The organism is Tepidiphilus baoligensis (assembly GCF_012911495.1).
Lineage (GTDB): Bacteria > Pseudomonadota > Gammaproteobacteria > Burkholderiales > Rhodocyclaceae > Tepidiphilus > Tepidiphilus olei.
In genome coordinates, this window is the sequence record NZ_JAAAUB010000006.1 from 75,408 (window position 1) to 100,347 (window position 24,940).

Annotated in this window: 18 protein-coding genes, 1 tRNA gene and 1 pseudogene; 7 read left to right on the forward strand and 13 right to left on the reverse strand. The window is 64.9% G+C overall.

Annotated elements, in window-relative coordinates:
* Window positions 1-133 precede the first annotated feature (133 nt).
* A complete protein-coding gene (locus GV368_RS05710) occupies window positions 134-1,198 on the forward strand; it encodes an HD domain-containing phosphohydrolase (protein WP_169115832.1) in 1,065 nt (354 codons plus the stop codon).
* A gap of 120 nt (window positions 1,199-1,318) precedes the next feature.
* Entirely contained in the window at window positions 1,319-4,114 is a 2,796-nt protein-coding gene (locus tag GV368_RS05715; RefSeq protein ID WP_169115833.1) for an EAL domain-containing protein, read from the forward strand.
* 170 nt (window positions 4,115-4,284) lie between these two features.
* Here GV368_RS05715 and GV368_RS05720 read toward each other — a convergent pair.
* The 4 genes from GV368_RS05720 to rpsU all read right to left on the reverse strand — a co-directional run bounded on the left by GV368_RS05720 (window position 4,285) and on the right by rpsU (window position 8,842).
* Window positions 4,285-4,357, reverse strand: a tRNA-Ile gene (locus tag GV368_RS05720).
* 59 nt (window positions 4,358-4,416) lie between these two features.
* The gene (gene rpoD, locus GV368_RS05725; RefSeq protein ID WP_169115834.1) at window positions 4,417-6,441 is read right to left on the reverse strand and encodes an RNA polymerase sigma factor RpoD; all 2,025 of its coding nucleotides are present in this window, start codon (window positions 6,439-6,441) and stop codon (window positions 4,417-4,419) included.
* Window positions 6,442-6,549: 108 nt separating this feature from the next.
* Complete coding sequence (gene dnaG, locus GV368_RS05730) at window positions 6,550-8,388, reverse strand: DNA primase (protein WP_169115835.1); 1,839 nt, start codon at window positions 8,386-8,388, stop codon at window positions 6,550-6,552.
* 241 nt (window positions 8,389-8,629) lie between these two features.
* Complete coding sequence (rpsU, locus tag GV368_RS05735; RefSeq protein WP_142804368.1) at window positions 8,630-8,842, reverse strand: 30S ribosomal protein S21; 213 nt, start codon at window positions 8,840-8,842, stop codon at window positions 8,630-8,632.
* Window positions 8,843-8,970: 128 nt separating this feature from the next.
* On the opposite strand from rpsU, the gene tsaD reads away from it, so the two are divergent.
* Window positions 8,971-9,990 carry a tRNA (adenosine(37)-N6)-threonylcarbamoyltransferase complex transferase subunit TsaD gene (gene tsaD / locus GV368_RS05740; RefSeq protein WP_169115836.1) on the forward strand — a complete coding sequence of 340 codons (1,020 nt, stop codon included), beginning with the start codon at window positions 8,971-8,973 and terminating at the stop codon, window positions 9,988-9,990.
* Here tsaD and plsY read toward each other — a convergent pair.
* A complete protein-coding gene (gene plsY / locus GV368_RS05745) occupies window positions 9,981-10,604 on the reverse strand; it encodes a glycerol-3-phosphate 1-O-acyltransferase PlsY (protein ID WP_169115837.1) in 624 nt (207 codons plus the stop codon). The genes tsaD and plsY overlap by 10 nt on opposite strands.
* 79 nt (window positions 10,605-10,683) lie before the next feature.
* On the opposite strand from plsY, the gene folB reads away from it, so the two are divergent.
* A complete protein-coding gene (folB, locus tag GV368_RS05750; RefSeq protein ID WP_169115838.1) occupies window positions 10,684-11,079 on the forward strand; it encodes a dihydroneopterin aldolase in 396 nt (131 codons plus the stop codon).
* A 126-nt stretch (window positions 11,080-11,205) separates the two neighbouring features.
* On the opposite strand, the gene GV368_RS05755 is transcribed toward folB, so the two are convergent.
* The 6 genes from GV368_RS05755 to leuS all read right to left on the reverse strand — a co-directional run bounded on the left by GV368_RS05755 (window position 11,206) and on the right by leuS (window position 17,981).
* On the reverse strand, window positions 11,206-11,529 hold the full coding sequence (locus tag GV368_RS05755) for an H-NS histone family protein (RefSeq protein WP_142804372.1): 324 nt from the start codon (window positions 11,527-11,529) through the stop codon (window positions 11,206-11,208).
* Between the two features lie 68 nt (window positions 11,530-11,597).
* Window positions 11,598-12,548, reverse strand: coding sequence for a site-specific tyrosine recombinase XerD (gene xerD / locus GV368_RS05760; RefSeq protein WP_142804373.1), 951 nt, complete (start codon window positions 12,546-12,548; stop codon window positions 11,598-11,600).
* Window positions 12,512-13,792 (reverse strand): glutamate-5-semialdehyde dehydrogenase, encoded by a 1,281-nt coding sequence (locus GV368_RS05765; protein ID WP_169115839.1) that lies wholly within the window; start codon window positions 13,790-13,792, stop codon window positions 12,512-12,514. The genes xerD and GV368_RS05765 overlap by 37 nt, the downstream gene beginning before the upstream one ends.
* 25 nt (window positions 13,793-13,817) lie before the next feature.
* The gene (gene holA, locus GV368_RS05770; RefSeq protein WP_169115840.1) at window positions 13,818-14,843 is read right to left on the reverse strand and encodes a DNA polymerase III subunit delta; all 1,026 of its coding nucleotides are present in this window, start codon (window positions 14,841-14,843) and stop codon (window positions 13,818-13,820) included.
* Window positions 14,840-15,358, reverse strand: coding sequence for an LPS-assembly lipoprotein LptE (locus tag GV368_RS05775; RefSeq protein WP_169115841.1), 519 nt, complete (start codon window positions 15,356-15,358; stop codon window positions 14,840-14,842). Before GV368_RS05775 ends, holA begins: the two co-directional genes overlap by 4 nt.
* Window positions 15,359-15,368: 10 nt before the next feature.
* The gene (gene leuS / locus GV368_RS05780) at window positions 15,369-17,981 is read right to left on the reverse strand and encodes a leucine--tRNA ligase (RefSeq protein ID WP_169115842.1); all 2,613 of its coding nucleotides are present in this window, start codon (window positions 17,979-17,981) and stop codon (window positions 15,369-15,371) included.
* 165 nt (window positions 17,982-18,146) lie between these two features.
* Here leuS and GV368_RS05785 point away from each other — a divergent pair, with 165 nt between their 5' ends.
* Entirely contained in the window at window positions 18,147-19,172 is a 1,026-nt protein-coding gene (locus tag GV368_RS05785; RefSeq protein ID WP_169115843.1) for a Fe(3+) ABC transporter substrate-binding protein, read from the forward strand.
* Window positions 19,173-19,226: 54 nt separating this feature from the next.
* Here GV368_RS05785 and GV368_RS05790 read toward each other — a convergent pair whose 3' ends face one another.
* A complete protein-coding gene (locus GV368_RS05790; RefSeq protein ID WP_169115844.1) occupies window positions 19,227-20,912 on the reverse strand; it encodes an ABC transporter permease in 1,686 nt (561 codons plus the stop codon).
* Window positions 20,913-21,039: 127 nt separating this feature from the next.
* Here GV368_RS05790 and GV368_RS05795 point away from each other — a divergent pair, with 127 nt between their 5' ends.
* Entirely contained in the window at window positions 21,040-22,083 is a 1,044-nt protein-coding gene (locus GV368_RS05795; protein WP_206673305.1) for an ABC transporter ATP-binding protein, read from the forward strand.
* A gap of 76 nt (window positions 22,084-22,159) precedes the next feature.
* Here GV368_RS05795 and GV368_RS05800 read toward each other — a convergent pair whose 3' ends face one another.
* Complete coding sequence (locus GV368_RS05800) at window positions 22,160-22,465, reverse strand: hypothetical protein (RefSeq protein WP_169115846.1); 306 nt, start codon at window positions 22,463-22,465, stop codon at window positions 22,160-22,162.
* 290 nt (window positions 22,466-22,755) lie between these two features.
* On the opposite strand from GV368_RS05800, the pseudogene GV368_RS11630 reads away from it, so the two are divergent.
* Window positions 22,756-24,935: pseudogene (locus tag GV368_RS11630) on the forward strand (UvrD-helicase domain-containing protein).
* The last annotated feature ends 5 nt before the right edge of the window (window positions 24,936-24,940 follow it).

Genomic DNA, 24,940 nt, shown 5'->3' on the forward strand with positions numbered 1-24,940 from the left:
TAGGGCATGATTACGGAGAAACTGCGGCTCTACGGATGCTGGCGCTATAATCGATGAAAATCGTCCGTTTTTCCGAGTGACTCCGAATCACCACCGCGATCGCGCGGCATTCTCAGAGAGCGGGATGAAAGACATGGCCGTCACGCTGCAGCAGTGGATCGATTTTCTCGACATCGATCAGGAAATCATAGAGACCTTGCGTGCGTTTCTCCCCCGACTCGCGCCGCAGATCGACCGCGTCAGCCGCGCCTTCTATCGCCGTGTACTCGATTCGCCCGAAGCGTTGGGTCTATTCGCCTCGGAAGACGAGGTGCATCACGCCCTCGCCAAGCAGAAAGCTCATTGGCTCGAATACGTCTTTGCGGGACGGTTCGACCGTGACTACGTGGAGGCAGCATTGCGCATGGGCAAGATCCACCAGCAGCGCGGCGTCGATCTTCGCTTGTTTTCCGGGGCTTATGCCGTCGTTCTGAGTGAGATCAACGCCATCGTGATGGAGAGCATTTCGGATCACGAGCAGCAGATACGCACTCTGCGCGCGGTCAATTTCGCCGTTTTCCTCGATTTGGGGTTCGTTGCCTCGGTCTATTACGACGCCTACACCGACGATCTCGCTGCGATGGCCAAGGATCTCACCGTGAGCCTGGCGCGGGCCGGGGAGTACCGCGACGCGGATACCGGTGAGCACATCCATCGCATGGCCAAGATGTGCGCCGCCGTGGCGCGCCGTCTCGGGCAGGAGCTGAGCTGGGTGGAGCAGCTCGAGGCGGCCAGTCCGTTGCATGACGTGGGCAAGATCGGCATTCCCGATGCGATCCTGCTCAAGCCGGGAAAGCTCACCGAGGAAGAGATGGCGGTGATGCGCCGTCACACCGAGATCGGTACCGACATCATCCCGAAGAACGGTCACGAGATCCTGCAGATGGCGCGTCGCATCGCGCTCACCCATCACGAGCGCTGGGACGGCAAAGGCTACCCGGCCGGTCTGAGCGGAGAAGAGATCCCGCTGGAAGGGCGAATCGCCGCCGTATGCGATGTCTATGACGCGCTGCGCTCGAAACGCCCGTACAAACGGCCATGGACGCACGAAGAGGCAGTGCGCTACCTGAGCGAGAATCGTGGAACGCAGTTCGACCCCAAAGTGGTGGATGCGTTCCTTCAGGCCCTGCCGGAAATCGAAAAAATCTGGGAGAATTGACGGCAGGGTGCCGTAAAACAGGGCTGCGAAAAAATGGATTTTACCGTGGCGTGTTTGGATCCCCGAAAGTAGGGCCACGCCACGGTACAATCCATTCGAAGCGCGTTCCGTGGAGCATCGGTGCAACATTTCTCCCATCACTGCTGCGATCTCGCCTCGTTCGATGCGTTCTGCGCCACGCACGATCTGCGGAATCGGCGGGGGTTGATCCAGGTATTCGTCACCGAGTGCGAGGAAAGTCTGCTCCAAACGGTGCTGGAGCGTCTGCAGCGCTTCCCAGGGTTCGCGGTGATCGGCGCTTCGGCTGCAGGCGCGATCGCAGGCGGTGACATCCTCGACCAAGGGGTGCTCCTCTCCGTCACCGTGCTGGAGCACGCTAGCACCCAGATAAAAACGTACTACGTGGCGCAGCCCGATGCTGATGCGGGTCGTTCGCTCGGGATGACGCTTGCGGCCGAGGGCGCGCGGCTGGCGCTCGCCCTCGGCAACGTACTCGACGAGAACCCCGAGCCTTTTCTGGAAGGCTTTGCCGCCGGAGCGCCGGAGCTCGTTCTGGCCGGAGGCGTCGCGGCGGACAACCTGCGTTTCCATGGCACCTTCGTCATCCATGGTGATCAGGTACATTCCCGCGGCTTGGTCCTGGCCGCATTCTACGGCCAGGATCTGCACGTACGTACCGAATCTCTGCTCAACTGCACTTCGGTGGGGCGCCCGATGCGCATCACCCGGGCGCGCGAGGAATGCGTCTACGAGATCGACGGCAAACCGGTGCTCGACGTGTATCGCTACTATCTTGGCGAGGAAGTGCTGGAGAATATCCCCGTTTCGATGGTCGAATTTCCCCTGATCGCACGCACGCAGGGGGTCGACGTCGCCCGCTTGCCTGTGTCGCTCACCGAGGACGGGGCGCTGCGTTACGCCGGTCGCCTGCGCATGGAGGAGCCGGTGCGCTTTGGCATCGGTGACATCTTCACCATGCTCGAACGCGCCCGCGAAGTAGCCGCGCACCTTGCATGTCACGTTCCGGCCGAGGCCCTCTACGTCTATTCCTGCAGGGGGCGGCGCCTATATCTGAAAGAGCACGCGCCGATCGAGCTCGGGTCGCTCGCCGCCGTCGCGCCCGCGGCCGGATTCTTCACTTATGGCGAGTTCTTTCACCTGTCCGGCGACAATCGACTGCTCAACATGACCACCACAGTGGCCATCGTTTCCGAATCGAACGAGATCCGCCCGAAGTCGCCCGTCCTTAGGCAGAAGCTGCCTGCTCCCAACCGTACCCTGCGTGCGCTCGCGCGCCTGAGTGAAGTCACTTCGCAGGAACTGGCGCAATCGATGCGCTTTCTCGAGCAATACCGCTATGCGCTCGATCAAACCGCCATCGTCTCGCGCACCGACCTTCAAGGGCGCATCACGTATGTGAATGCCCTGTTCGAGCAAGTCACGGGGTATCGCGCCGAGGAGCTCATGGGGAACTCGCACTCCCTTTTGCGTCATCCGGACACGCCGAGCGCCGTGTATGAGTCCCTGTGGCGCACGATACGCGCCAAGCAGATCTGGCGCGGAGTGATCAAGAACCGCGCCAAGGATGGCCGTGCGTATTATCTCAAGTCCACCATCATCCCCTTGCTGGACGAACACGGCGAGATCTTGGAGTACATCAGCGTCGCCGAGGACATCTCCGAGATCATCCAGGCTCAAGAGCGCATCGAACGGCAGGCCGTCGACCGACTCACCGGTCTGCCCAACCGCAATAGCCTCATCGAGGTGATCGAGCGTGATCGATTCGGCATGCTCGCGCTCCTTGATGTGGCCGGATTCAAGTCGATCAACGAGTATTACGGGTTCGAGGTGGGCGATCGGGTGATCGTCGAGCTGGCGGCCCGTCTGGTACGGTACTTGCAGCCGCTGGAAATCGGCGTCTATCGCAGTTATGGCGCGTGTTTCGCCTTGGTGGCCCCGCAAGAAATGCCCCCCGCCACCTTCGAGGCGCATCTGCGCTCCTTGCGCGAGTCGATGCACTCCTTGCGTGTCCTCGTCGGAGAGGAAGAGGAAGAAATCGACCTCGACTTCTACGTCGGGATCGCCATCGGGGGCGATCATCTGCTGGCCTTGGCCGAATCTGCGCTGCAGAAGGCCAAGGAAGAAGGGGTGCGCGAGGGCGTCTTCGTCCTGAGCGGACAGAATCAATCCTATCTCAAGAATCGCTTCTGGATCAATGAGATCAAGCAGGCGCTGCACGAGGAGCGCCTGCTGTGCCATTTCCAGCCCATCGTGCCCGTATCCATGACGGGAGAAAGACCGAAATATGAGGCCTTGCTGCGCCTTCGGGGGCGGGACGGCACGCTGTATCCGCCCGGTGAGTTCCTCGACATCGTCAAACAGACGAGCCATTATTTCCGCATCACACGTCGGGTGCTGGAACTCGCGCTCGACGCAGCCCAACGCAGTGGCGCCCAAGTCTCGGTGAACCTCTCCTATCTGGATGTCTCCGACGAGCGCACGTGTACGTTCATACTCGACCTGCTGGCTCGCGGCGGCGGCGCGCACCTGGTCTTCGAGATCACCGAAACCGAGGCATTCAAGGACCCTGCCCAGATCCGCGATTTCGCCGACGAAGTGCGTCGCCATGGGGTACAGCTGGCGCTGGACGATTTCGGAAGTGGCTACTCCAACCTCAGCGCGCTCGTGCAGCTGGTGCCTGATTATCTGAAGATCGATGGATCGCTCATCGTCCGGGTGGAGCACGATGAAAATGTACGGCAACTCGTCAGGGCCATGACCGATTTTTCCCGTGTCCTGGGAATGAAAGTCGTCGCCGAATTCGTACGCAGTGAATCGCTCGCCCGACACTTGCGCGCGCTGGGTGTGGACTACCTGCAAGGCTATGCCCTGGGGGCGCCTGGCCCGCTGCCGTGAAGAAAACGTCTGGTGGCGACGCGGTTCGGCCAGCCAATGCTCGATGTCGAGCGCCTGGCACGGTTCATCGAAGGTCAGTGTAGGGGGTTCGATCCGTTCCGCTCTACACTCTCCCTGCACCACCCTTTTTGGAGTATGACGAGATTTACGTAACTCTTTGATTTCATTGATGGGCCCAGCTGGATTCGAACCAGCAACCAACGGATTATGAGTCCGCTGCTCTAACCGTTGAGCTATGGGCCCTAGAGGGGAAATTATCGCATGAAAAAAACCCGCCGGTGGCGGCGGGTTGGGGGAGTTCGTCAGGCTTCGTTGTCGAGGAAACTGCGCAGGCGCTCGGATCGGCTCGGGTGACGGAGCTTGCGTAGGGCTTTGGCTTCGATTTGCCGGATACGCTCGCGGGTGACGTCGAACTGGCGGCCGACCTCTTCGAGGGTGTGGTCGGTATTCATTTCGATGCCGAAACGCATGCGCAAGACTTTGGCTTCGCGCGGGTTGAGTGATTCGAGTACTTCACGGGTGGCTTCGCGCAGGTCGGCGATGAGGGCTGCGTCTACCGGGGCGAGCACCGAAGCATCCTCGATGAATTCACCCAAATGCGAATCCTCGTCGTCGCCGATGGGCGTTTCCATGGAGATCGGCTCTTTGGCGATCTTGCGGATCTTGCGGATCTTCTCCTCGGGCATGTCCATGCGGCGCGCGAGTTCGGCGGCGTCGGGTTCCTCGCCCGTCTCCTGCAGGATCTGGCGGCTGATGCGGTTCATCTTGTTGATCGTCTCGATCATGTGCACCGGGATGCGGATGGTGCGGGCCTGATCGGCGATCGAGCGGGTGATGGCTTGCCGGATCCACCAGGTGGCATAGGTGGAGAATTTGTAGCCGCGACGGTATTCGAATTTGTCCACGGCTTTCATCAAGCCGATGTTGCCTTCCTGGATGAGATCGAGGAACTGCAGGCCGCGGTTGGTGTATTTCTTGGCGATCGAGATGACGAGCCGGAGGTTGGCTTCGATCATCTCGCGCTTGGCCGCGCGCATCTTGGCTTCGCCCATGGACATGCGCTTGTTGATGTCCTTGAGCTCCTTGAGGGGCACGCGGGCGCGTTGTTCGATCTCGCGAATGCGGTTTTGCTCCTCGAGTACGGACGGGTAGACCTTGATCATCGACTCGGACCAGGGTTTGCCGGCTTCGATCTCGCGGGTGATCCAGTCGGGGTCGGTTTCGTGCTCGGGGAAGACCTTGATGAAGTAATCCCGCGGCATGGAGCCGATCTCGGTGCACAGTTTCGCCACCGCTCGTTCGTGCTGGCGCACTTCTTCGATCATGGAGCGGATGACGTCGCACAGCTGTTCGATGTAGCGGGCGGTGAAGCGGATGTGCAGCAGCTCGCCGGCGATCTGGTCGCGCAGCGCGGTGTAGCGCGGATCTTCGCTGCCATAGGCTTCGAGCGCGCGATCGAGCTCGGCGTAGAGGCTGCGGATGCGTTCGAAGTGCTGCATGGCGCCGCGCTTGAGTTCGGCGAGATTGGCGGCCTGGATGCGCGCCGCACGTTCTTCGTCGCTCTCGTCTTCTTCTTCGTCCGAATCGTTTTCTGCCTCGGCGGAGGCTTCTTCGTCGTCCGATTCATCTTCCTCGATCGCTTCGAGGTCGACGTCGGCGTTCTCGTCTGCCGTCTCTTCTTCGGACACGGGGGCGAGATCTTCGTGATCGATGAGGCCATCGACGACTTCGTCGATGCGCATTTCGTCGCGCTCGATCTTACCGATGGTCTCGATCATGTGGGCGATGGTGAGTGGGCAAGCGGCGATGGCCTGCACCATGCTCTTCAAGCCTTCTTCTATGCGTTTGGCGATTTCGATTTCGCCTTCGCGCGTGAGCAGCTCCACCGAACCCATCTCGCGCATGTACATGCGTACGGGGTCGGTGGTACGGCCGAATTCGGCATCGACCGAGGAGAGCGCTTGTTCGGCTTCTTCTTCGATGTCGTCGTCGGTACCGCCCACGGCTGGCGCCTCGGCCATGAGCAGTTCTTCGGGGGCCGGCGCTTCCTCGAAGACCTGGATGCCCAGATTGTTGAAGGTGGTGATGATGCCTTCGATCTGCTCGGAGTCGACGATGTCGTCGGGCAGGTGGTCGTTGATTTCGGCGTAGGTGAGGTAGCCCCGTTCCTTGCCCAGCGCGATGAGGGCTTTGATCTGGGTGCGGCGTTTCTCGGCGTCGGCGGGTGAGTGATTGGCCGCAACGGCCTCGATGAACGCGTTTTCCGTTTTGGGGTTGGCGCGCTTGTTGGATTTGCGTTTGAGGGAATTCTTGGTGTTTTGGGCCATGGCTGCAGCGTCTATTCCCGAATAAACCGTTAATTATAAAACGATCCGTACCTAGTGGGCAGGGGGATCGATGCGTCTAGTGGAAACCTGGGAGTGTTCGTCCGGCGCTCAAGGGGGGTGTGAAGTCGCCATGTCGGGTGCGGCTTCGGGTCGGGCGCCGGCAGTCATGAGACGGACCTTTTCGCGGAAAAGTTCGCCGAGGTGCACGGTTTCCTCGGGCGTGAGCTTGCGTTGGCGGCTCAGGGCGGAGAGGGTGACGATTTCGCGTTCGACGCGGCGCAGCCGCAGGCGCTGGATGATGTCCGCAAGGGTGCTCTCCGGGTCTTCCCAGGGGATCGTTTCCTCGAGGATCGCTGCGGCGTGACGCGCGAGTACCTCGCCATGCTCGCTGCCACGAAAGTGCTCGACGATGATGGCGGTGGTGCTGCGCTCGTCGAGCGTACCGACGTCGATGGCGTCGATGAGCGCGGCGCTGGCGCGCCATTCGGGTTCGGGTTCGTCGAGCGGCAGGAGGTCGACGCGGAGCCGGGCGGCGAGCAGCGGATGCGCGATGAGCAGCCGCAGCAGCAGCGCGGCCAGAGGCAGGGGGGCGCGGCGTCCGGGCCGCCGTGCATGGCGCGTCGTGGAACGAAGCGCGGGGGCGGCCGTTTCCTGCGCGGGCGGAATCCATTCGTGCAGGGTCTCGACGGCGAGCCCAGTGCGCTCGGCGAGTTCCTTTTCCAGCTGTAGGCGCAGCATGGGGGCGCGCACCTTGGCGATCAGCGGTTTGGCGAGGTGGGCGAGCCGGGCGCGGCCTTCGGCGGTGTGCAGGTCTTCGCCCCGCGTGAGTTCGTCGAAGAGGTAGGTGGTGAGCGGTTTGGCGGCCTCGGCGAGGAGGGCGCGGAAAGCGTCGGCGCCTTGTGCGCGCACGAAGCTGTCGGGGTCGTGCTCGGGTGGGAGGAAGACGAAGCGCAGGCGGCTGTCGTCCTTGAGTGCTTCGAGGGCGTTTTCCAACGCCCGCCAGGCGGCGCGGCGACCGGCTTCGTCGCCGTCGAAACAGAAGACGATCTGGTCGGTGAGGGCGAGCAGCGTGCGGACGTGCTCGGCGGTGGTGGCAGTGCCCAGCGCCGCAACGGCGTTCGTGAGGCCATGCTGGGCGAGCATGATGACGTCGACGTAGCCTTCGGTGACCAGGGCAAAACCCGCTTCGCGGATACCGTCGCGCGCGAGCGCCAAGCCGTAGAGGGTGCGGCCTTTCTCGAAGAGGGGGGTCTCGGGGGAGTTGAGGTACTTGGGTTCGCCGCCGTCGAGGCTTCGTCCGCCGAAGGCGATGATCTTCCCCTGACGGTCGTGGATGGGGAAGATGAGCCGGTCGCGGAATCGGTCGTAACGCTTGCCGCTGTCGGGGTTGGCGATGACGAGGCCGGCTTTCTCGAGCAGGGGCTCGCCGTAGTGGGGAAAAATGGCGGAGAGGGCTTGCCATTCGGAGGGGGCGTAGCCGAGGCCGAACCGTTCGACGGTGGCGGGCAGGATGCCGCGCTGCTCGAGGTAGGCGCGGGCTTTGGGGCTGCGCTCGAGACTGCGGCGGTAGAAGTCGGCCGCCTTGGCGTGCACTTCCAGCAAGAGCTGGCGCTCGCTCTTTTGCTGGGCGGCTTCGGCGGCCGAGATTGCACCCTGGGCCCGGGGTACTTTGAGCCCCGTTTCGGTGGCGAGCGCCTCCACGGCGTCGACGAAACCCAGCCCTTCGTATTCCATGAGAAAGGTGATGGCGGTGCCGTGGGCGCCGCAGCCGAAGCAGTGGTAGAACTGCTTGGCAGGAGAAACCGAGAAGGAAGGCGTCTTCTCGCCGTGGAAGGGGCAGCAGGCGAAGTAGTTGGCGCCGGATTTCTTGAGTTTGAGCCGCTTGCCGACGACGTCGACCAGGTCGACGCGGGCGAGCAATTCGTCGATGAAGTCGTGCGGGATCATGGCCAAAGGGCCAGGAGATCACGGTGGACGAGCTGTCCTGAAGGGACGGCCGTTGACCTGCCTTGGAGCCTCGCCGCAGGAACCGGTAGAGAGGAGTGGGCGCGACGGGCGAACGCAGGCTCACCGACGCAGAATGGCGATTCGCGATCGCGTGCCTGGTCTTCGAAGAATCCCTGCTGCAAGGAGTACGGGGTCACGGCATGATGGGGGAGGGACGACGATACGCCGCCCCAGGCCGGGATCAGTACAACTTGGGCGGCAGCATCTGGCTGCGCAGGCGTTTCTGGTAGCGCTTGATGGCGGCAGCGCGCTTGCGCTTGCGCTCGGCGGTGGGCTTTTCGTAGAACTCCCGCTTGCGCAGCTCGGTGAGGATACCGGCTTTCTCGACGGTGCGCTTGAAGCGGCGCACGGCGACTTCGACGGGTTCGTTTTCCTTGACACGGATACCGGGCATTTCGATCCTCGATTCGAATGAATGATGCGAAAACGCGAATTATAGAGGTTGACGGAATGGCTGACAAGGTAATTTTCGCGCACGAGGCGAACGACGGTACAATTTCCGCTTTTGCGTGAGGATCGAGCGTGCATATCCTCGGGATCGAATCTTCGTGCGACGAGACGGGCGTGGCGCTCTACGATACGTCGCGCGGGTTGCTCGCGCATCGCTTGCACACGCAGGCACGAATGCATGCCACCTATGGTGGCGTGGTGCCGGAGTTGGCTTCGCGCGACCACGTGCGCCGCTTGCCGGCGTTGGTGCGCGAGGTGATGTCGGAAGGGGCGAGGGACTGGACGGAGCTCGACGTCGTCGCGTACACGGCGGGGCCAGGGCTGGCAGGCGCTTTGCTGGTGGGAGCGAGCTTCGCCGAGAGTCTGGCGTTGGCGCTGGATCGACCGACTTTGCCGGTGCACCACCTCGAAGGGCACCTGCTCTCGCCGCTGCTGGCCGAGCCGCGGCCGGAATTTCCTTTCCTCGCCTTGCTCGTCTCGGGTGGGCATACGCAGTTGATGGCGGTGCGGGCGGTGGGCGATTATCGCCTGTTGGGCGAGACGATCGACGACGCGGCCGGGGAGGCGTTCGACAAGACGGCGAAGCTGCTGGGTCTGGGCTATCCGGGTGGGCCGGCGCTGGCGGCGCTCGCCGAGCAGGGAGATCCCGCGCGCTTTGCCTTGCCGCGTCCCTTGCTGCATGCGCCGACGCTCGATTTCAGCTTCAGCGGCCTGAAGACCGCCGTGGCGCTGAAAGTGGGGGCGCCGGACTGGCGAGCGGAGTATGCGGCTGATCTGGCGGCTTCTTTTCAGCAGGCGGTGGTCGAGGTGCTGGTGGCGAAGACGATGGCGGCGGTGCGTGCCACGGGTCTGCCGCGGGTCGTCGTGGCCGGTGGGGTTGGGGCGAACCGTCGTCTGCGTGAAGCGCTGGCCGAGGCCGGGGCTGAACAGGGATTTGCGGTGTTCTACCCGGACGTGGCGCTGTGTACCGACAACGGCGCGATGATCGCTTTTGCGGCGGCGCTACGGCTGGAATCGGGGGGGCAAGTGAAATGGGATCGGCGCATCGAGGTGCATCCGCGCTGGGCGCTGGAAGGATTGCGTCAAGCTTGATCGGCCGGGGGTTCTGGCTGCGGCCGCGCGCGACGGAATTTGGGTTCGGTGCCGTTTAGCAGCTGGCGGATGTTCACGCGGTGGCGCCAGAAGAGAAGGACCGACATGGCGCCGATCACGAAGACGACTTCACGTGGCAGGCCGAGCAGGAGAGCAAGGAAAGGAGCGCCGGCAGCGGCGGTGAGGGCGGCGAGCGACGAGTAGCGGGACACGAAGGCGACGACGAGCCAGATGCCGGCGGTGGCCAGAGCGAGCGTCGGCTGCAGACCGGCGAGTACGCCGAGGGCCGTGGCGACGCCCTTGCCGCCGCGAAAACGCAGGAAAAGGCTGTAGACGTGCCCGAGAAAGGCGGCGAGCCCGGCGAGTGCGGCGGTCGTGACGTCCGCGCCAAACCGCTGGACGAGCCAGACGGCAAACCAGCCTTTGGCGGCGTCGCCCGCGAGCGTGAAGAGGGCCGCGGCTTTGTTTCCCGTACGCAGTACGTTGGTGGCGCCGGGATTGCCGGAACCATAGGAGCGTGGATCGGGCAGGCGGAACAGGCAGCTCGCGAGGATGGCGAAGGGGATCGAGCCGATCGCGTAGCCCATCAGGACGAGAAGCAGGATCTTGGGCATCGTGCGATGATCCGGGTAGAAGTGCTCTAGTTTACTCCAGCTTTGGCCGGAGTGTTGCAACGGCGAAGAAGGGGAAAAAATGGACAGCATTTTCATCGAGGGCTTGCGCGTCGAGGCGCGGGTGGGCGTATATGAACGGGAACGGGTAGCACCCCAGACCCTGATGATCGATTTGCAGCTCGGCTTGGACTCAGAGGCCGGGCGAAGCGATGAATTGGCGACGACGATCGATTACGCCCGGGTGATCGACCGGGTGAAGGCGGAAGTGGAGGGGCAGTATTTCCGCTTGCTCGAGCGCTTGGGGGAGCATCTTGTAGAGATGCTTTTCGCGGAGTTCGAGCCTGCTTGGGTGAGGATGAAAATTGCCAAGGTTGGCGTGCGCGCCGAGGTGAAGAATGTGGGAATCCTGCTCGAACGCCAGCGGGAAAATGGCAAGGGTAAAGCGCAAGAAAGCGCCATTGGGAAGCTCGAATGAACCGCCGCGCAGCCGACTGCACTGCGCGCTTTGGATGTTCGCCTATCCATGAGATAGGCCTGGCACCCTGCGCTCCGAGCGGCTTGCGCTACGGCCGCTCGGCGGGGGCGAGCTTCCCTCGGGCGATCATTTGATCTCGAGTTCTTCGGAAGAGCGGCCGGAATCGGTCCATTCCTTGAACCATTTCGGGGCTCGGCCATGGCCGTTCCAGGTGATGTCGGGATTCGTGGGGTGACGGTATTTCGGCGGTTTCTTGCTCGAATCCCGTTCTCTTTTCTCGCCTTTGAGCAGACCCAGGGCTTCGTCGAGTGAGATGCCCATTTCTTTGGCGAGCTGGGCCACACGGGCTTTGAACTGCGCCCGGGCTTCACGGCGGCGCCGTTCGAATTCGTGTTCGATGTCTTTCTTGAGTTGTTCCAGTTCGTCGATCGTGAGCGAGGTGAGATCCATGATGTTTTTCTAATGGAGTGGAAGAAGTGCTCATTGTAGCCAATTTTTTCTGTTTTGAAACCGTCTTTTTATGCGCGGGGGTGATGGCGGCGATAAAGGGCTTCCAGGCGGGCGCGGGCGATGTGGGTGTAGATTTGCGTGGTGGAAATGTCGGCGTGTCCCAGAAGCAATTGCACGGCGCGAAGGTCGGCGCCGTGATCGAGCAAATGGGTGGCAAAGGCGTGGCGTAAGGTGTGCGGGGAAAGGCGATCGGGAGCGATGCCACAGCGAATGGCATGTTCTTTGATGATCTGCCAGCAGCGTTGCCGCGTCATGGCTTCGCCGCGGCGGTTGAGAAAAAGAGTTTCTTCCCGCTTTCCATTGAGAAGCACGGGGCGCGATTCCTGCCAATAGCGTTCGATCCATGAGGCGGCTTCTTCACCCAGCGGCACGAGCCGCTCTTTGCTGCCTTTGCCGAGCACGCGCAGCCAGCCTTCGTTGCGCTCGATCTGGTGCGTCTGCAAGCCCACGAGTTCGCTCACGCGCAGGCCCGTGGCATAGAGCACTTCGAGCATCGCCTTGTCGCGCAGCCCGAGTGGTGTGGTGACGTCGGGGGCGGCGAGCAGGCGCTCTACGTCCGTTTCGGTGAGCGTCTTGGGGCGGCGCGGTGGCAGCAGCGGGGGCTGCAGGGTGGCGGTGGGATCTCGAGTGATCAGGCCTTCGCGCAGCAGCCAGCGGTAGTAGCGCCGCCAGCTCGCGAGTAGCCGCCGCTGGCTGGTGGCCTTGTTGTGGCGGCTGAAGTCGGCGAGATAGGACAGGAGCTCGGCGCCTTGGGCTGCGCGCGGGTCGAGCCCGGCGCGCTGGGCCCAGAGGAAGAATCGGGTGAGGTCGCTGCGGTAGGCGGCGAGTGTGGCCGGCGCGAGCCCTTCTTCGAGCCAAAGAGTCTGCACGAAGGCATCGAGCGAGGCTTCCAGCGCCGGCGCGAGCCGCTCGGCTGCCTCGTTCAGCGTCGGATCTCGCCTTGTCCGAGCACGATCCATTTCTGGCTGGTGAGGCCCTCGAGCCCGACCGGGCCGCGGGCGTGGATCTTGTCGGTGGAGATGCCGATCTCGGCGCCGAGCCCGTATTCGAAACCGTCGGCGAAGCGCGTGGAGGCGTTGACCATCACCGAGGCGGAGTCGACTTCGCGCAGGAATCGCATCGCGGCGCCGTAGTCTTCGGTGAGGATGGCGTCGGTGTGCTTCGAGCCGTAGCGCTCGATGTGCTCGATCGCCTCGTCGAGGTCGGCGACGAGGCGAATGGCGATGATGGGAGCGAGGTATTCTTCGCGCCAGTCGTCTTCGGTGGCGGCTTTGAGCAACTCCGTGGGTAGGCCGTGGCGCTGCAAAAGGGTGAGGGTGCGGGGGCAGCAGCGCATCTGGACGCCATGCCCGGCGAACATGCGCCCGATCTCGGGGAGATGGCGTTCGGCCACCGCCTCGTCGATCAGCAGCGTCTCGGCGGCGTTGCATACGCCGTAGCGGTGGGTTTTGGCGTTTTCGACGATGGGGAGCACTTTGGCCGGGTCGGCGGCGGCGTGGACATAGACGTGGCAGTTGCCGTCGAGGTGTTTGATGACCGGCACGCGGGCATCTTTCATCACGGCTTCGATCAGCCCCTTGCCGCCGCGCGGGACGATGACGTCGACCAGCTCGGGCGAAGCGACGAGGCGGGAGACGAGGGCGCGATCGGTGGTCTGGACGAGCTGCAAGGCGGCGAGCGGCAACCCGGCCGCTTCGAGCCCGGCGCGGATGCAGCGCTCGATCGCCTGGTTGCTCTGCAGGGCTTCTTTGCCGCCGCGCAGGATGGCGGCGTTGCCGGACTTGAGGCACAGGGCGGCGGCATCGGCCGTGACGTTGGGGCGCGCTTCGTAGATGATGCCGATCACGCCCAGGGGCACGCGCATCTTGCCGACCTGGATGCCGCTGGGGCGGCGCTTGACTTCGTCGATCTCGCCCACGGGATCGGGCAGCGCCGCGACCTGGGCCACGCCTTCGGCCATCGTCTCCAGCCCTTTCTCGCTCAGGGTGAGGCGGTCGATGAGCGCAGGGGAGAGTCCCGCCTCGCGGGCGGCGGCGAGATCGGCGGCGTTGGCGGCGAGCACTTCGTCGCGATGGCGCCGCAGCGCTTCGGCCGCAGCGAGCAGTGCGGCGTTCTTCGCCTGGGTCGAGGCTTTGGCCATGGCGCGCGCGGCCTGGCGGGCGGCGCGGCCGAGGTCGGCGAGGTAGCGGTCGAGTTCCGTCATGGCGTACTCCAGCGGTCGAATAGGGTCAGGCGGCGCGGCCGCGGGGCGGGGCCGTGCCTAGGGAGAGAAGCAGGCGTTCGGCTTCCGGGACAAAGTCGCCGGCTTCGGCGCCCTTGGCGATGCGGTCGAGCCGGGCGCAGGCGGTGAGCGCGGCGCGCAAGGGCGGGAGCCTGCGGGCGCTGCGCTCGATGGCGCGTTTTTCTTCGGGGCGGAAGACGCGTTCCTGCCGAAAGAAGACTTCGAGCGGCGCGCCGCGTGCGAGCGTTTCCTGGGCGCCGGCGATGAGGCGCAGCGCCGCGGCGATCGCCCACAGTAGCAGCGGCATGGCGCAGCCTTCCGCGGTGAGCGTGCGCAGCAGGCGCAGCGCGCGCACGCAATCGCCCTCGAGCATGGCCTGACGCAGCGCATCGGGGTCGTAGCGGGCGAGGTCGAAGACGGCGGTGCACACTTCTTCTTCCGGCAGCGGCCCCTCGGGGAAGAGCAGGGCGAGTTTTTCCAGTTCCTGACGCGCGGCGAGGAGATTTCCTTCCGTGCGTTCGGCGAGCAGGCGCAGCAATTCCGGCGAGGCGCTCTGCCGCTGGCGGGCGAGCCGTTCGCGCCACCACTCGGGAAGCCGCTCGCGCGGCGGGGCGTTCGCTTCCACGACCACGGCGTGCCGCTCGAGAGCGGTGAACCAGGCGCTCTTGCGCGCCTGCCAGTCGAGCTCGCCCAGCGTGACGAGAAGAATCGTCTCAGGCAAGGGGTTTTTCACCCGTTCGCCGAGCCAGGCGGCGCCTTCCGTTCCCGGCTTGCCTTGGGGCAGCCGCAATTCGATGAGCCGGCGGGAGGCGAAGAGCGAAAGGCTGTCGCTTTCCTGGGCGAGGCGTTCCCAGGAAAAACCGGGCTCGACGGTGAAGACGAGTCGCTCGTCGAAGCCGAGCGCACGGGCGCGGGCGCGAACGGCGTCGGTGGCCTCGAGCACGAGGAGCGGCTCGTCGCCGTAGACCGCCCACACGGGCTCCAGCGTTTGGCGTTCGAGGTGGCGGGTGAGCCGTTCGAGCGGTAGTTTCATTTTCGCTTGGCGAGCGTGCGACCGATCATGAGGAACATTTGGTCGACGAGTTGCTGGCGCATGTCGGCGTAGAGCAAGACCTCTTCTTTCTCGCGCGCGGTGACTTCATCGTCGCTGTATCCGTAATCGCGCTCGGCCGTGAGCGTGGTGGCCGGAACGATCTCCTCGCCTTCTTTGTCCAGCGCGCGAAAGCGCAGCTGGGCCCGGATTTGGTATTCGCGCACCTTGCCGTCGGGGGTGAGGGAGAGGATGTCGCGCTCTTCGCGGTACGAGAGGATGTCGAGGCGGATCTCGGCCGCTTCGGTCGGCTCGACCCAGCGTGTTTCACTACCCGAGAGCCGGCGCTCGATCACGCGCCCCAGAGCGCTGTTACGGGCTGTGTTGATGTGCACGGTGGGTGCACCGAGTCCGGCTATGCCCCGTGGCCGAAAACCGCAGCCGGCGAGCAGTGCCCCGGCTGCGGCCGCGAGCAGCAGGTGGCGTCGGGAGGCGGAACGAAGCGCTGGCTCGGCCATCGGGCAGTCCTCACACGACGAGATTGACGAGGCGACGGGGGACGACGATGACGCGCTTGGGCGAGCGTCCTTCGAGGTGATGCGCAGCGGCCGCGAGCGCGGTCGACTCGATCGTCGCCTGGTCGGCCTGCGCCGGAACGACGATCTTGCCACGGGTCTTGCCGTTTATCTGCAGCACGAGCTCCACTTCGCTGCGCTGCAAGGCTGCGGGATCCGGTTCGGGCCAAGGGGCGTCGAGCACGTCTTCGCCGAAGCCGCATTCGCGCCACAAGACGTGCGCGAGGTGCGGTGCGATGGGGGCGAGCACGCGCAGCAGGATGGAGAATCCTTCTTCGGCGAGTCGCGCTTGCGCAGCCGGTTCGGCCTCGGGCAGGCGTTCGAGGACGTTCAACATCTTCATCGTGGCCGAGGCGACGGTGTTGAGCTGCTGTTTGCCCATGTCGTGGTTGGCCTGCTGCAGGATGGTGTGCAGCTCGCAGCGGGCGGCGGCCAAGGCGGCGGGAAGCGCGCTCACGGCCGGGGCCGAAGCGAGCAGCGGCTGCAGCTCGCGACGGTATTTGTGGCCGAAGGCCCAGACGCGGCGCAGGAAGCGGTGGGCGCCTTCGACGCCGGAGTCGGACCATTCGAGCTGGGCTTCGGGCGGCGCGGCGAAGATGATGAAGAAGCGCGCCGTGTCGGCGCCGTAGCGGTCGATGAGCGCCTGCGGATCGACGCCGTTGTTCTTGGATTTCGACATCTTTTCGATGCCGCCGATCTGTACCGGCTGGCCGTCGGCCTTGAGCCGCGCGGCGACGATGCGCCCCTTGGAGTCGCGCTCGACGAGCACGTCGGCGGGGTTGATCCACTCTTTCCTGCCCTCGGCCGTGAGGCGGTAGTAGGTCTCGGCCACCACCATCCCTTGGGTGAGGAGGCGCGTGAAGGGCTCGGAGAAGCCGACGAGGCCGAGGTCGCGCAGCGCCCGGGTGAAGAAACGGGAATAGAGCAGGTGCAGGATGGCGTGCTCGATGCCGCCGATGTACTGATCGACCGGCATCCAGTACTCGACCCGCTCATCGAGCATGGCTTGGTGGTTGTCGGCGCAGCAAAAGCGCAGGAAGTACCAGCTCGATTCGACGAAGGTGTCCATCGTGTCGGTCTCGCGCCGGGCCGGTTTGCCGCAGCGCGGACAGGTGGTCTCGTAGAATTCGGGCATCTGCGCGAGCGGCGAGCCGCGGCCGGTGAGGGCGACGTTCTCCGGCAGCACCACCGGCAGCTGTTCGTCGGGCACCGGCACGTCGCCGCAATCGGCGCAATGAACGATGGGGATGGGGCAGCCCCAGTAGCGCTGGCGTGAGATACCCCAGTCGCGCAGCCGGTACTGCACGCGCTTGGCGCCGAGCCCTTTCTCGGCGAGCGCCGCCGTGATCGCTTCCTTGGCTTCTTCCGAGCGCATGCCGGTGTAAGGGCCGGAGGCGACGAGGAGGCCGAGCTCGGCGTACTCTTCGCGCCAGGGGCCGTGCGGGTCGACGTCGAGGTCTTTGCCCGCCGGGCGGATCACCTGCTTGATCGGCAGGCCGTACTTCTGGGCGAAGGCGAAGTCGCGCTCGTCGTGGGCGGGCACGGCCATCACCGCGCCCTCACCGTAGCCCATCAGCACGTAGTTGGCCACCCATACGGGGAGTTTCTCGCCGGTGAGGGGGTGCAGCACGTAGAAGCCGGTCGGACGGCCTTTCTTCTCCATCGTGGCGATCTCGGCTTCGGCCACGGCCCCGCGCCGGCACTCTTCGATGAAGGCGGCAAGCTCGGGGTCGCGCCGGGCGGCGGCGAGCGCCAGCGGATGTTCGGCGGCCACGGCCACGTAGGTGGCGCCATGGAGGGTATCGACGCGGGTGGTGAAGACGCGCAGGCTTCCTGCCTGGCCGACGCTCGCTTCATCGTAGGGGAAGACGACTTCGGCGCCTTCCGAACGCCCGATCCAGTTGGCCTGCATGCGTTTCACCTGCTCGGGCCAGCCGGGAAGGTCGTTCAGGGCGTCGAGCAGCTCGTCGGCGTAGGCGGTGATCCGCATGTAGTACATGGGGATTTCGCGCTTCTCCACCGGCGCGCCGGAGCGCCAGCCTCGTCCGTCGATCACCTGCTCGTTGGCGAGCACGGTCTGGTCGACCGGATCCCAGTTCACCAGCCCGAGCTTGCGATAGATGAGCCCTTTTTCATACAGGCGCCGGAAGACCCACTGTTCCCAGCGGTAGTACTCGGGGCGGCAGGTGGCGAACTCGCGCGACCAGTCGATGCCGAAACCCAGCCGCTGCAGCTGGCGCTTCATGTAGGCGATGTTGCTGTAGGTCCATTGAGCCGGCGGGATGCCGTTCTGGATGGCGGCGTTCTCGGCCGGCATGCCGAAGGCGTCCCAGCCCATGGGCTGGAGCACGTTGTCGCCGCGCATGCGGTGGTAGCGGGCGAGCACGTCGCCGATGGAGTAGTTGCGCACGTGCCCCATGTGCAGTTTCCCCGAAGGGTAGGGGAACATGGACAGGCAGTAGTACTTTGGCCGCGAGGGGTCTTCGACTACCTTGAAACTCTGGTGTTCGTCCCAGTAGTGCTGAGCTGCACGCTCGACGGCCAACGGATCGTATTTTTCTTGCATGATGGGATGGTAGGTGGCGCGAACGAAAAGAGAAGTATAGCCGGTTTGATGGAGGCGGGGCAAAGAGCGGGGAGTCGCCGCGGGGTGCACGGCGCTTGCGTCGAGTGACTTCGTGTATAATGAAAAAGATAGTAATTATCATTTCTTGTCGATCGAGGAGGTCCCATGAAACGAACGTTCGCAACGGTGGCGGTGCTGGCGGCAGCCTTGTTCGCTCCAGCGCTGAAGGCCCAGGAACCGGTGGTCAACGTCTACTCGACGCGGCACTACCCCACCGACACCCGCCTCTACGAAAACTTCACGGCCGCCACCGGTATCAAGGTGAATCTGATCGAGGGGCAGGAAGATCCGCTCATCGAACGCATCCGGGCCGAGGGGGAGAACAGCCCGGCCGACGTGCTCATCACGGTCGATGCGGGGCGTCTGTGGCGTGCCGAGCAAATGGGGCTCTTCGCTCCTGTGCGCTCCGAGCTGTTGGAGGCACGTATTCCGGCGCATTTCCGTCATCCGGAAGGGAAGTGGTTCGGGTTCTCTTATCGCGCTCGCGCCATCGTCTACAACAAGGCGGCGGTGTCGGGCGGCGAGATCAAAGACTATGCCGATCTTGCCGATCCGAAATGGAAAGGGCGCGTGTGCGTGCGCTCTTCGAGCAACGTGTACAACTTGTCCCTGCTCGCGGCGCTCATCGAGCACTGGGGCGAGGAAAAGGCACGTGCCTGGGCGCAGGGGGTGAAGGACAATCTCGCCCGTCCACCTCAGGGGTCGGATACCGACCAAATCAAGGCAGTGGCCGCCGGCGAGTGTGACGTGGCGCTGGTGAACCACTATTACTATGTGCGGCTCCTGGCTTCCGACAAACCCGGGGACCTGAACGTGGTGCGCAAAGTGGCGCTGGTGTGGCCGGACCAGGACGGGAACGGCACCCACGTGAATATCTCCGGAGCAGGCATGGTGCGCACCGCGCCGCACAAAGAAGCCGCGATCCGTTTCCTCGAGTATCTGGCGAGCGAGGAGGCGCAGGTTTATTTCGCGGTGGGCAACAACGAATGGCCTACGGTGCCCGACGTGGCCTATCGCAACCGCGTGCTCGCGTCGCTGGGCGAATTCAAGATCGATCCCTTGCCGGTGGAGGTGCTGGGTAAGAACCAGCCTCTGGCACAGAGAATTTTCGACGAGGTGGGTTGGCGCTGAGGGCGAGCTCTCCCGTCGTTCGCGAAACGCCCGGTCTGGAAGCCGGGCGTTTTTTCATGCCGCGCCCGGGGCGGGATCGACCCGGCGCAGAGGCTTTTTCTCGTCCGCACGCGCTTGGCCATGACGGGTGATCTGCCGCGCCACCAACAGCACCGGCCCGAGGGCGACGAGTACGAGGGTGAGCGAGGGCAGCCCCAGCTCGGCCAGGCGCTCGTCGGCCGCCAGGGTATGGACCCGAGTGGCGAGCGTGTCGAAATTGAAAGGGCGCATCACCAGTGTGGCCGGTAACTCCTTCATCACGTCGACGAAGACGAGCAGGGCTGCGGTCAAGAGGCTCTTCGTCAGGAGCGGCGCGTGGATGCAGGCGAGTGTGCGCCACAGGCCGCTGCCGAGCGTGCGCGCGGCTTCATCCATCGCCTGAGGAATTTTCGCGAGCCCCGCTTCCACCGTATGCAGTGCCGTGCTGAGGAAACGAACCAGATAAGCATAGACGAGGCCGGCGAGACTGCCGGTGAGGAGTAGCCCCGGTGAGAGGCCGAAGGTCTGGTGCAGCCAGGTGGCGATCAGATTGTCGAGTGCGGCTGCCGGCAAGAGCACGCCGACGGCGATGACCACTCCCGGCAGAGCATAGCCCAGCCCCACTAGCCGGTTGAGCAGGCGCGCCAGCGGCGACGGTTTCAGCCGCGCGTGGTAAGCGAACAGGAGCGCCAGCACCACGGCAAGGAGCGCGGTCATGGTGGCGAGCTGGAGGCTATTGCCGGCGGCGCGCCAGAAACGCGGGTCGACGGCCACGGACGGTTCCTGCAGGCTCATCGCCAGCAAGAGGATCGCGGGCAGCAGAAAGCCCAGCACCACCGGCAGAGCGCAGACGCAGGCGGCCAGGGCGGCGCGCCAGCCGACGAGCCGCGTGCGCGGCGCGGCGGCGTGCGCTCTGCCACCGTCGAACTTCGCCCGCCGTCGGCTTGCCTGCTCGAGCCACAGCAAGAGGAGCACGAAACCGACGAGCGTCGAGGCGAGCTGGGCCGCCGCTACCCGGTCCCCCAGTGAATACCACGTGCGGAAAATACCCGTGGTGAAGGTCGGGATGCCGAAATAGGCCACGGTGCCGTAATCGGCGAGCGCTTCCATGAGCGCGAGCGCCGTGCCGGCGGCGATCGCCGGACGGGCGAGCGGCAGACTCACCCGCCAAAAAGTGCGCCAGGGAGAGGCTCCGAGCGTACGGGCGGCTTCGAGCATGGCCGGGCTGCGTTCGAGGAACGCTGTGCGTGCGAGCAGGTAGACATAAGGGTAGAGCGCCAGCACGAGAATGGTCACGGCGCCGCCGAGCGAGCGGATGGGCGGAAACCAGTAATCGCGTACGCTCCAGCCGGTGAGTTCGCGCAACGCACTTTGTAGGGGGCCGCTCACCTGGAGAAAATCGGTGTAGGCGTAGGCCATCACATAAGCCGGCATGGCGAACGGCAGGATCAGCGCCCACTCCAGCAGGCGACGTCCCGGGAACTCGTGCGTGGCGGTGAGCCAGGCGCAGCTCACGCCGATGACGGTCGTACCCAGCGCCACGCCCAGCGCGATCCAGGCAGTATTGGCGAGGTAGTCCGGCAGCACCGTGCGCACGAGATGGGCCCAGACGTCGCCGGTGCTCGGCTGTAGCAGCTGCAGGAGCACGCTGAGAAGCGGCACCACGGCGAGCAAGGCCAGTAGGGTGACGAGCAGGGTGGAGAGGGAAAGAGACCGAGGCATGAGCACCGCATGAGGAGGGGAAATGGGGGGCACCTCGATCGACCTGCTGCGCGGCTGCATGGCGACTTTTCGAGGTGCTCATATTATAATGAGAATCGATAATTTTTTATCCCAGGAAACGGCATTGGTGTCCAAGGCGCTCGAAATCCTCGGTTTGCATCATGCCTACGGCGCGCACGTCGTGGTACGCGACTTGTCGCTCGCCCTGGCTCCCGGGGAGATCGGCGCCTTGCTCGGCGCGAGCGGTTGTGGCAAGACGACGGTGCTGCGCTGCGTGGCCGGGTTCGAAACCCCTCAGCGAGGCGAGATCCGCATCGACGAGCAGACCGTGACGCGACCCGGACTGGTCGTGCCGCCAGAGCGACGGCGCATCGGTATGGTTTTCCAAGATCACGCCCTATTTCCACACCTCACCATCGCCCAGAACGTCGCCTTTGGTCTGCGGGGCTTGGATCGACGGGCGCGGGCGAACCGAGTGGCGGAGATGCTGGACGTGGTGGGCTTGAGCACCTTGGCCGATGCCTGGCCCCATCAGCTCTCGGGCGGTCAGCGGCAGCGGGCGGCGCTTGCCCGGGCCTTGGCGCCGCAGCCGGCGTTGCTGCTGCTCGACGAACCCTTTTCCAGCCTCGACGAGGCATTACGCGCGCGCTTGGCGCATGAGGTGCGCGCCTTGCTGCGCGATCGCGGCATGACGGCGCTGGTGGTGACGCACGATCAGCACGAGGCGTTCGCCATGGCCGACGCCGTCGGCCTGATGCACGAAGGGCGTATCGAGCAATGGGGGAGCCCCGAGGCGCTTTATCGTGCGCCGGCTACCCGATACGCCGCGAGCTTCGTCGGTGAAGGCGTTTTCCTGCGCGGACGGGTTTCCGAGGGGGGGGAAGTCGAAACCGCTCTGGGCCGTTTACCGGTGCGCTTCGCAGGGGACGGCCGTGTCGAGCCGGGGGCGAGCGTCGAGGTGCTGCTGCGTCCGGAGGACGTGCGCTTCGAAGCGGTCGCCACCGTGCAGGCGTGCGTGGTGGATGTTCTGTTCCGAGGGGCGCAGTGCCGGCTTACGCTGCGGCTGGATTCCGGCGAGGAAGTGTTCGCCTTGGCCCACGAGGTGCCGCTTTTGGGAGAGAGGGTGGGCGTGTCGGTGCGGCCGGGGGATTTCCCCGCTTTCGCCGAATGAAAGGCGCAAAAAAACGCCCGCACTGGGCGGGCGCGAACTCCATCGAGAGATGGAGAGGGAGGGAGACAAGATTCGGTCAGGCGGCGCGGCTGCGTTCGAGCATTTTCTCGCCGGCGCGCAGCAGGTCGGTGGCGGCGCGCAGTGGCATGGTCATCAGGCGATGCTGTAGGCGCAACCAGGAAGTGATCGGGTGCAGACGATGCGATTCGGCTTCAGCGAGCCGATGGAATTCGTTCCAGGCGGTTTGCCAGTAGAGTGAGGAGCCGATCCAGCCGGTGGCCAGCGTGGCGCGGCGCACGGCTTCAGCCCACAGCGCCTGGGCGCGCTCTTCGGGCAGGCCATATTGCTTGGCAAACCAGGGCAGGAGTTTGGGTGCTTTCATCGCTCGTTCCTTGCCGCTTCGTGGGCGGCGATTCCGTTTCGCAGCATGTTGTGCCGCAACACACGCTCGCATTATCGTGATCCGGGCGGGGAAATGCAAGTCCGACTTACTTTTTGTTGCACCCGCGCAACGTCTTGCATCCATGGCCGCCCAAATTTCAATCGGGTTTTTTTACGAGACGTCTCGTTCGATGTTGCGATGCAACAAAAGTTCCCTGCCGCCGTCCTTCGTCGAGGAAGGTTACAATCGGGGCCGGGAGAAAACGCCGGCACGGAGCCGGAGGACGCACGATGCACGAGGTTTTGCGGGGACTCAATCCGGAACAGCGCGCGGCGGTGACCCTGCCGCCGCAGCACGCCCTCATCCTGGCCGGTGCAGGCTCGGGGAAGACTCGGGTGCTCACGACCGCATCGCCTGGCTGCTGGAGACGGGTGAGGCGGGGCCGCACGAGATCATGGCGGTGACCTTCACCAACAAGGCGGCGCGCGAGATGGCCTCGCGCCTGTCGGGGCTCTTGCCCGAGGCGCTGCGCCCGAGCCTGCGCCGCATGTGGGTAGGGACCTTCCACGCGTTGGCGAACCGCCTGCTGCGCATTCATCACGAGGCGGCCGGTTTGCCGCAAATGTTCCAAATCCTCGATACGGCCGACCAACTTTCGGCCATCAAGCGCCTGCTCAAGCGGCTCAACGTCTCCGAGCAGACGGCGCCGCCGCGCGAGCTGCTTTCCTTCATCAACGCGCACAAGGAGCAGGGACTGCGCCCGGACAAGGTGGCAGCCGAGTCGCGCCGCGCCGAGCGGTTTTTGCCGCTGTGGCAGGAGTACGAGGCACAGTGCCAGCGCGAAGGGGTGGTGGATTTCGCCGAATTGCTCCTGCGCAGCGACGAGCTGCTCGCACGCGACGAGGCGCTGCGCGCGCATTACCGCGCACGGTTCCGGCACGTGCTGGTCGACGAATTCCAGGATACCAACGCCCTGCAATACCGTTGGTTGCAGCGCTTCGCGGCCGATCCGGTCACGGGCGAGGCTGGGGCCTTCCTCTTTTGCGTGGGCGACGACGACCAGTCGATCTACGGCTTTCGCGGGGCGCTCGCGCGCAACCTGATGCGTTTCGAGCAGGAATTCCGCGTGCAGGCGGTGATCCGGCTCGAGCGCAACTACCGCTCACACGGCAACATCCTCGCGGCGGCCAACGCCATCATCGCCCACAACCGCGAACGTTTGGGCAAGAACCTGTGGACCGAGGCGGGCGAGGGCGAGCCGATCCGCGTGTTCCAGGCCCCCGACGACGGTACCGAGGCGCGTTTCGTGGCCGAGGAGATCGGCAATTTGCTGCGCGAAGGCGTCTCGGCCGAGCAGATCGCCGTGCTCTATCGGGCGAACGCCCAGTCGCGTGCGCTGGAACACGCGCTCCTTGCCGCCGGGATTCCCTATCGCGTCCATGGCGGACAGCGGTTCTTCGACCGCGCCGAGATCAAGCACGCGCTCGCCTACCTGCGGCTGCTCTTGCTGCCCGACGACGAGACGGCCTTCCTGCGGGTGGTGAACTTCCCGCCGCGCGGCATCGGGGCGCGCACGCTGGAGGCTCTGGCGGCGCAGCGCGACGGGCAGACCGGCATCAGCGCGGCGGCCACGCGCCTTGCCGGCCGGCCGGGTGCGGCCTTGCAAGGATTCCTGCAACTCATCGAACGTCTGCGCGAGCAGACGCGCGAGGTGCCACTGCCGGAACTCGTCGAGCGGGTGATCGGCGGCTCGGGGTTGCGCACGCACTACGCCGCCGAGCGCGACGGGAGCGACCGGTTGGAGAACCTCGACGAACTCGTGAGCGCGGCGAGCGATTTCGTCGCCCAGCTGGCGAGCGAGGGGATCGAGGCGCAGGGACACGAGATGCTCGCCCTCTTCCTGCAACACGCCGCGCTCGAATCCGGCGAACAGCAGGCCGAGGAGGGCCGGGCGGCGGTGCAGCTGATGACGGTGCACGCCTCGAAGGGGCTGGAGTTCGACGTCGTCTTCCTCACTGGGCTGGAGGAGGGGCTCTTTCCCCATCAGAACAGCCTGTACGCCGACGGCGGGGTGGAAGAGGAGCGGCGCTTGATGTACGTGGCGGTGACCCGGGCGCGCCAGCGCCTTTATCTCTCCTGGGCCGACATCCGCATGCTGCACGGGCAGACCGAATACCATCAGCCCTCGCGCTTTCTCGAGGAGATTCCGGCGGAGCGCTTGCTGTGGCTCAACGCGAGGCGTCGCGAGCAGAAAGCGCCACAGCCGACACCGTCGCGCGCTTCCGCCCCGGCGACGACGGCAGCCAACGGCTGGCGCAGCGGGGAGCGGGTGCGCCATCCGCGCTTCGGCGAGGGGGTGATTCTGGCGGTGGAAGGCGCGGGGGCACACGCTCAGGCGAGCGTGCGCTTCGGCTCCGCGGTGGGCATCAAGCGGCTGCTGCTGTCGGTGGCACCGCTCGAGCGGCTCTAGGCAGC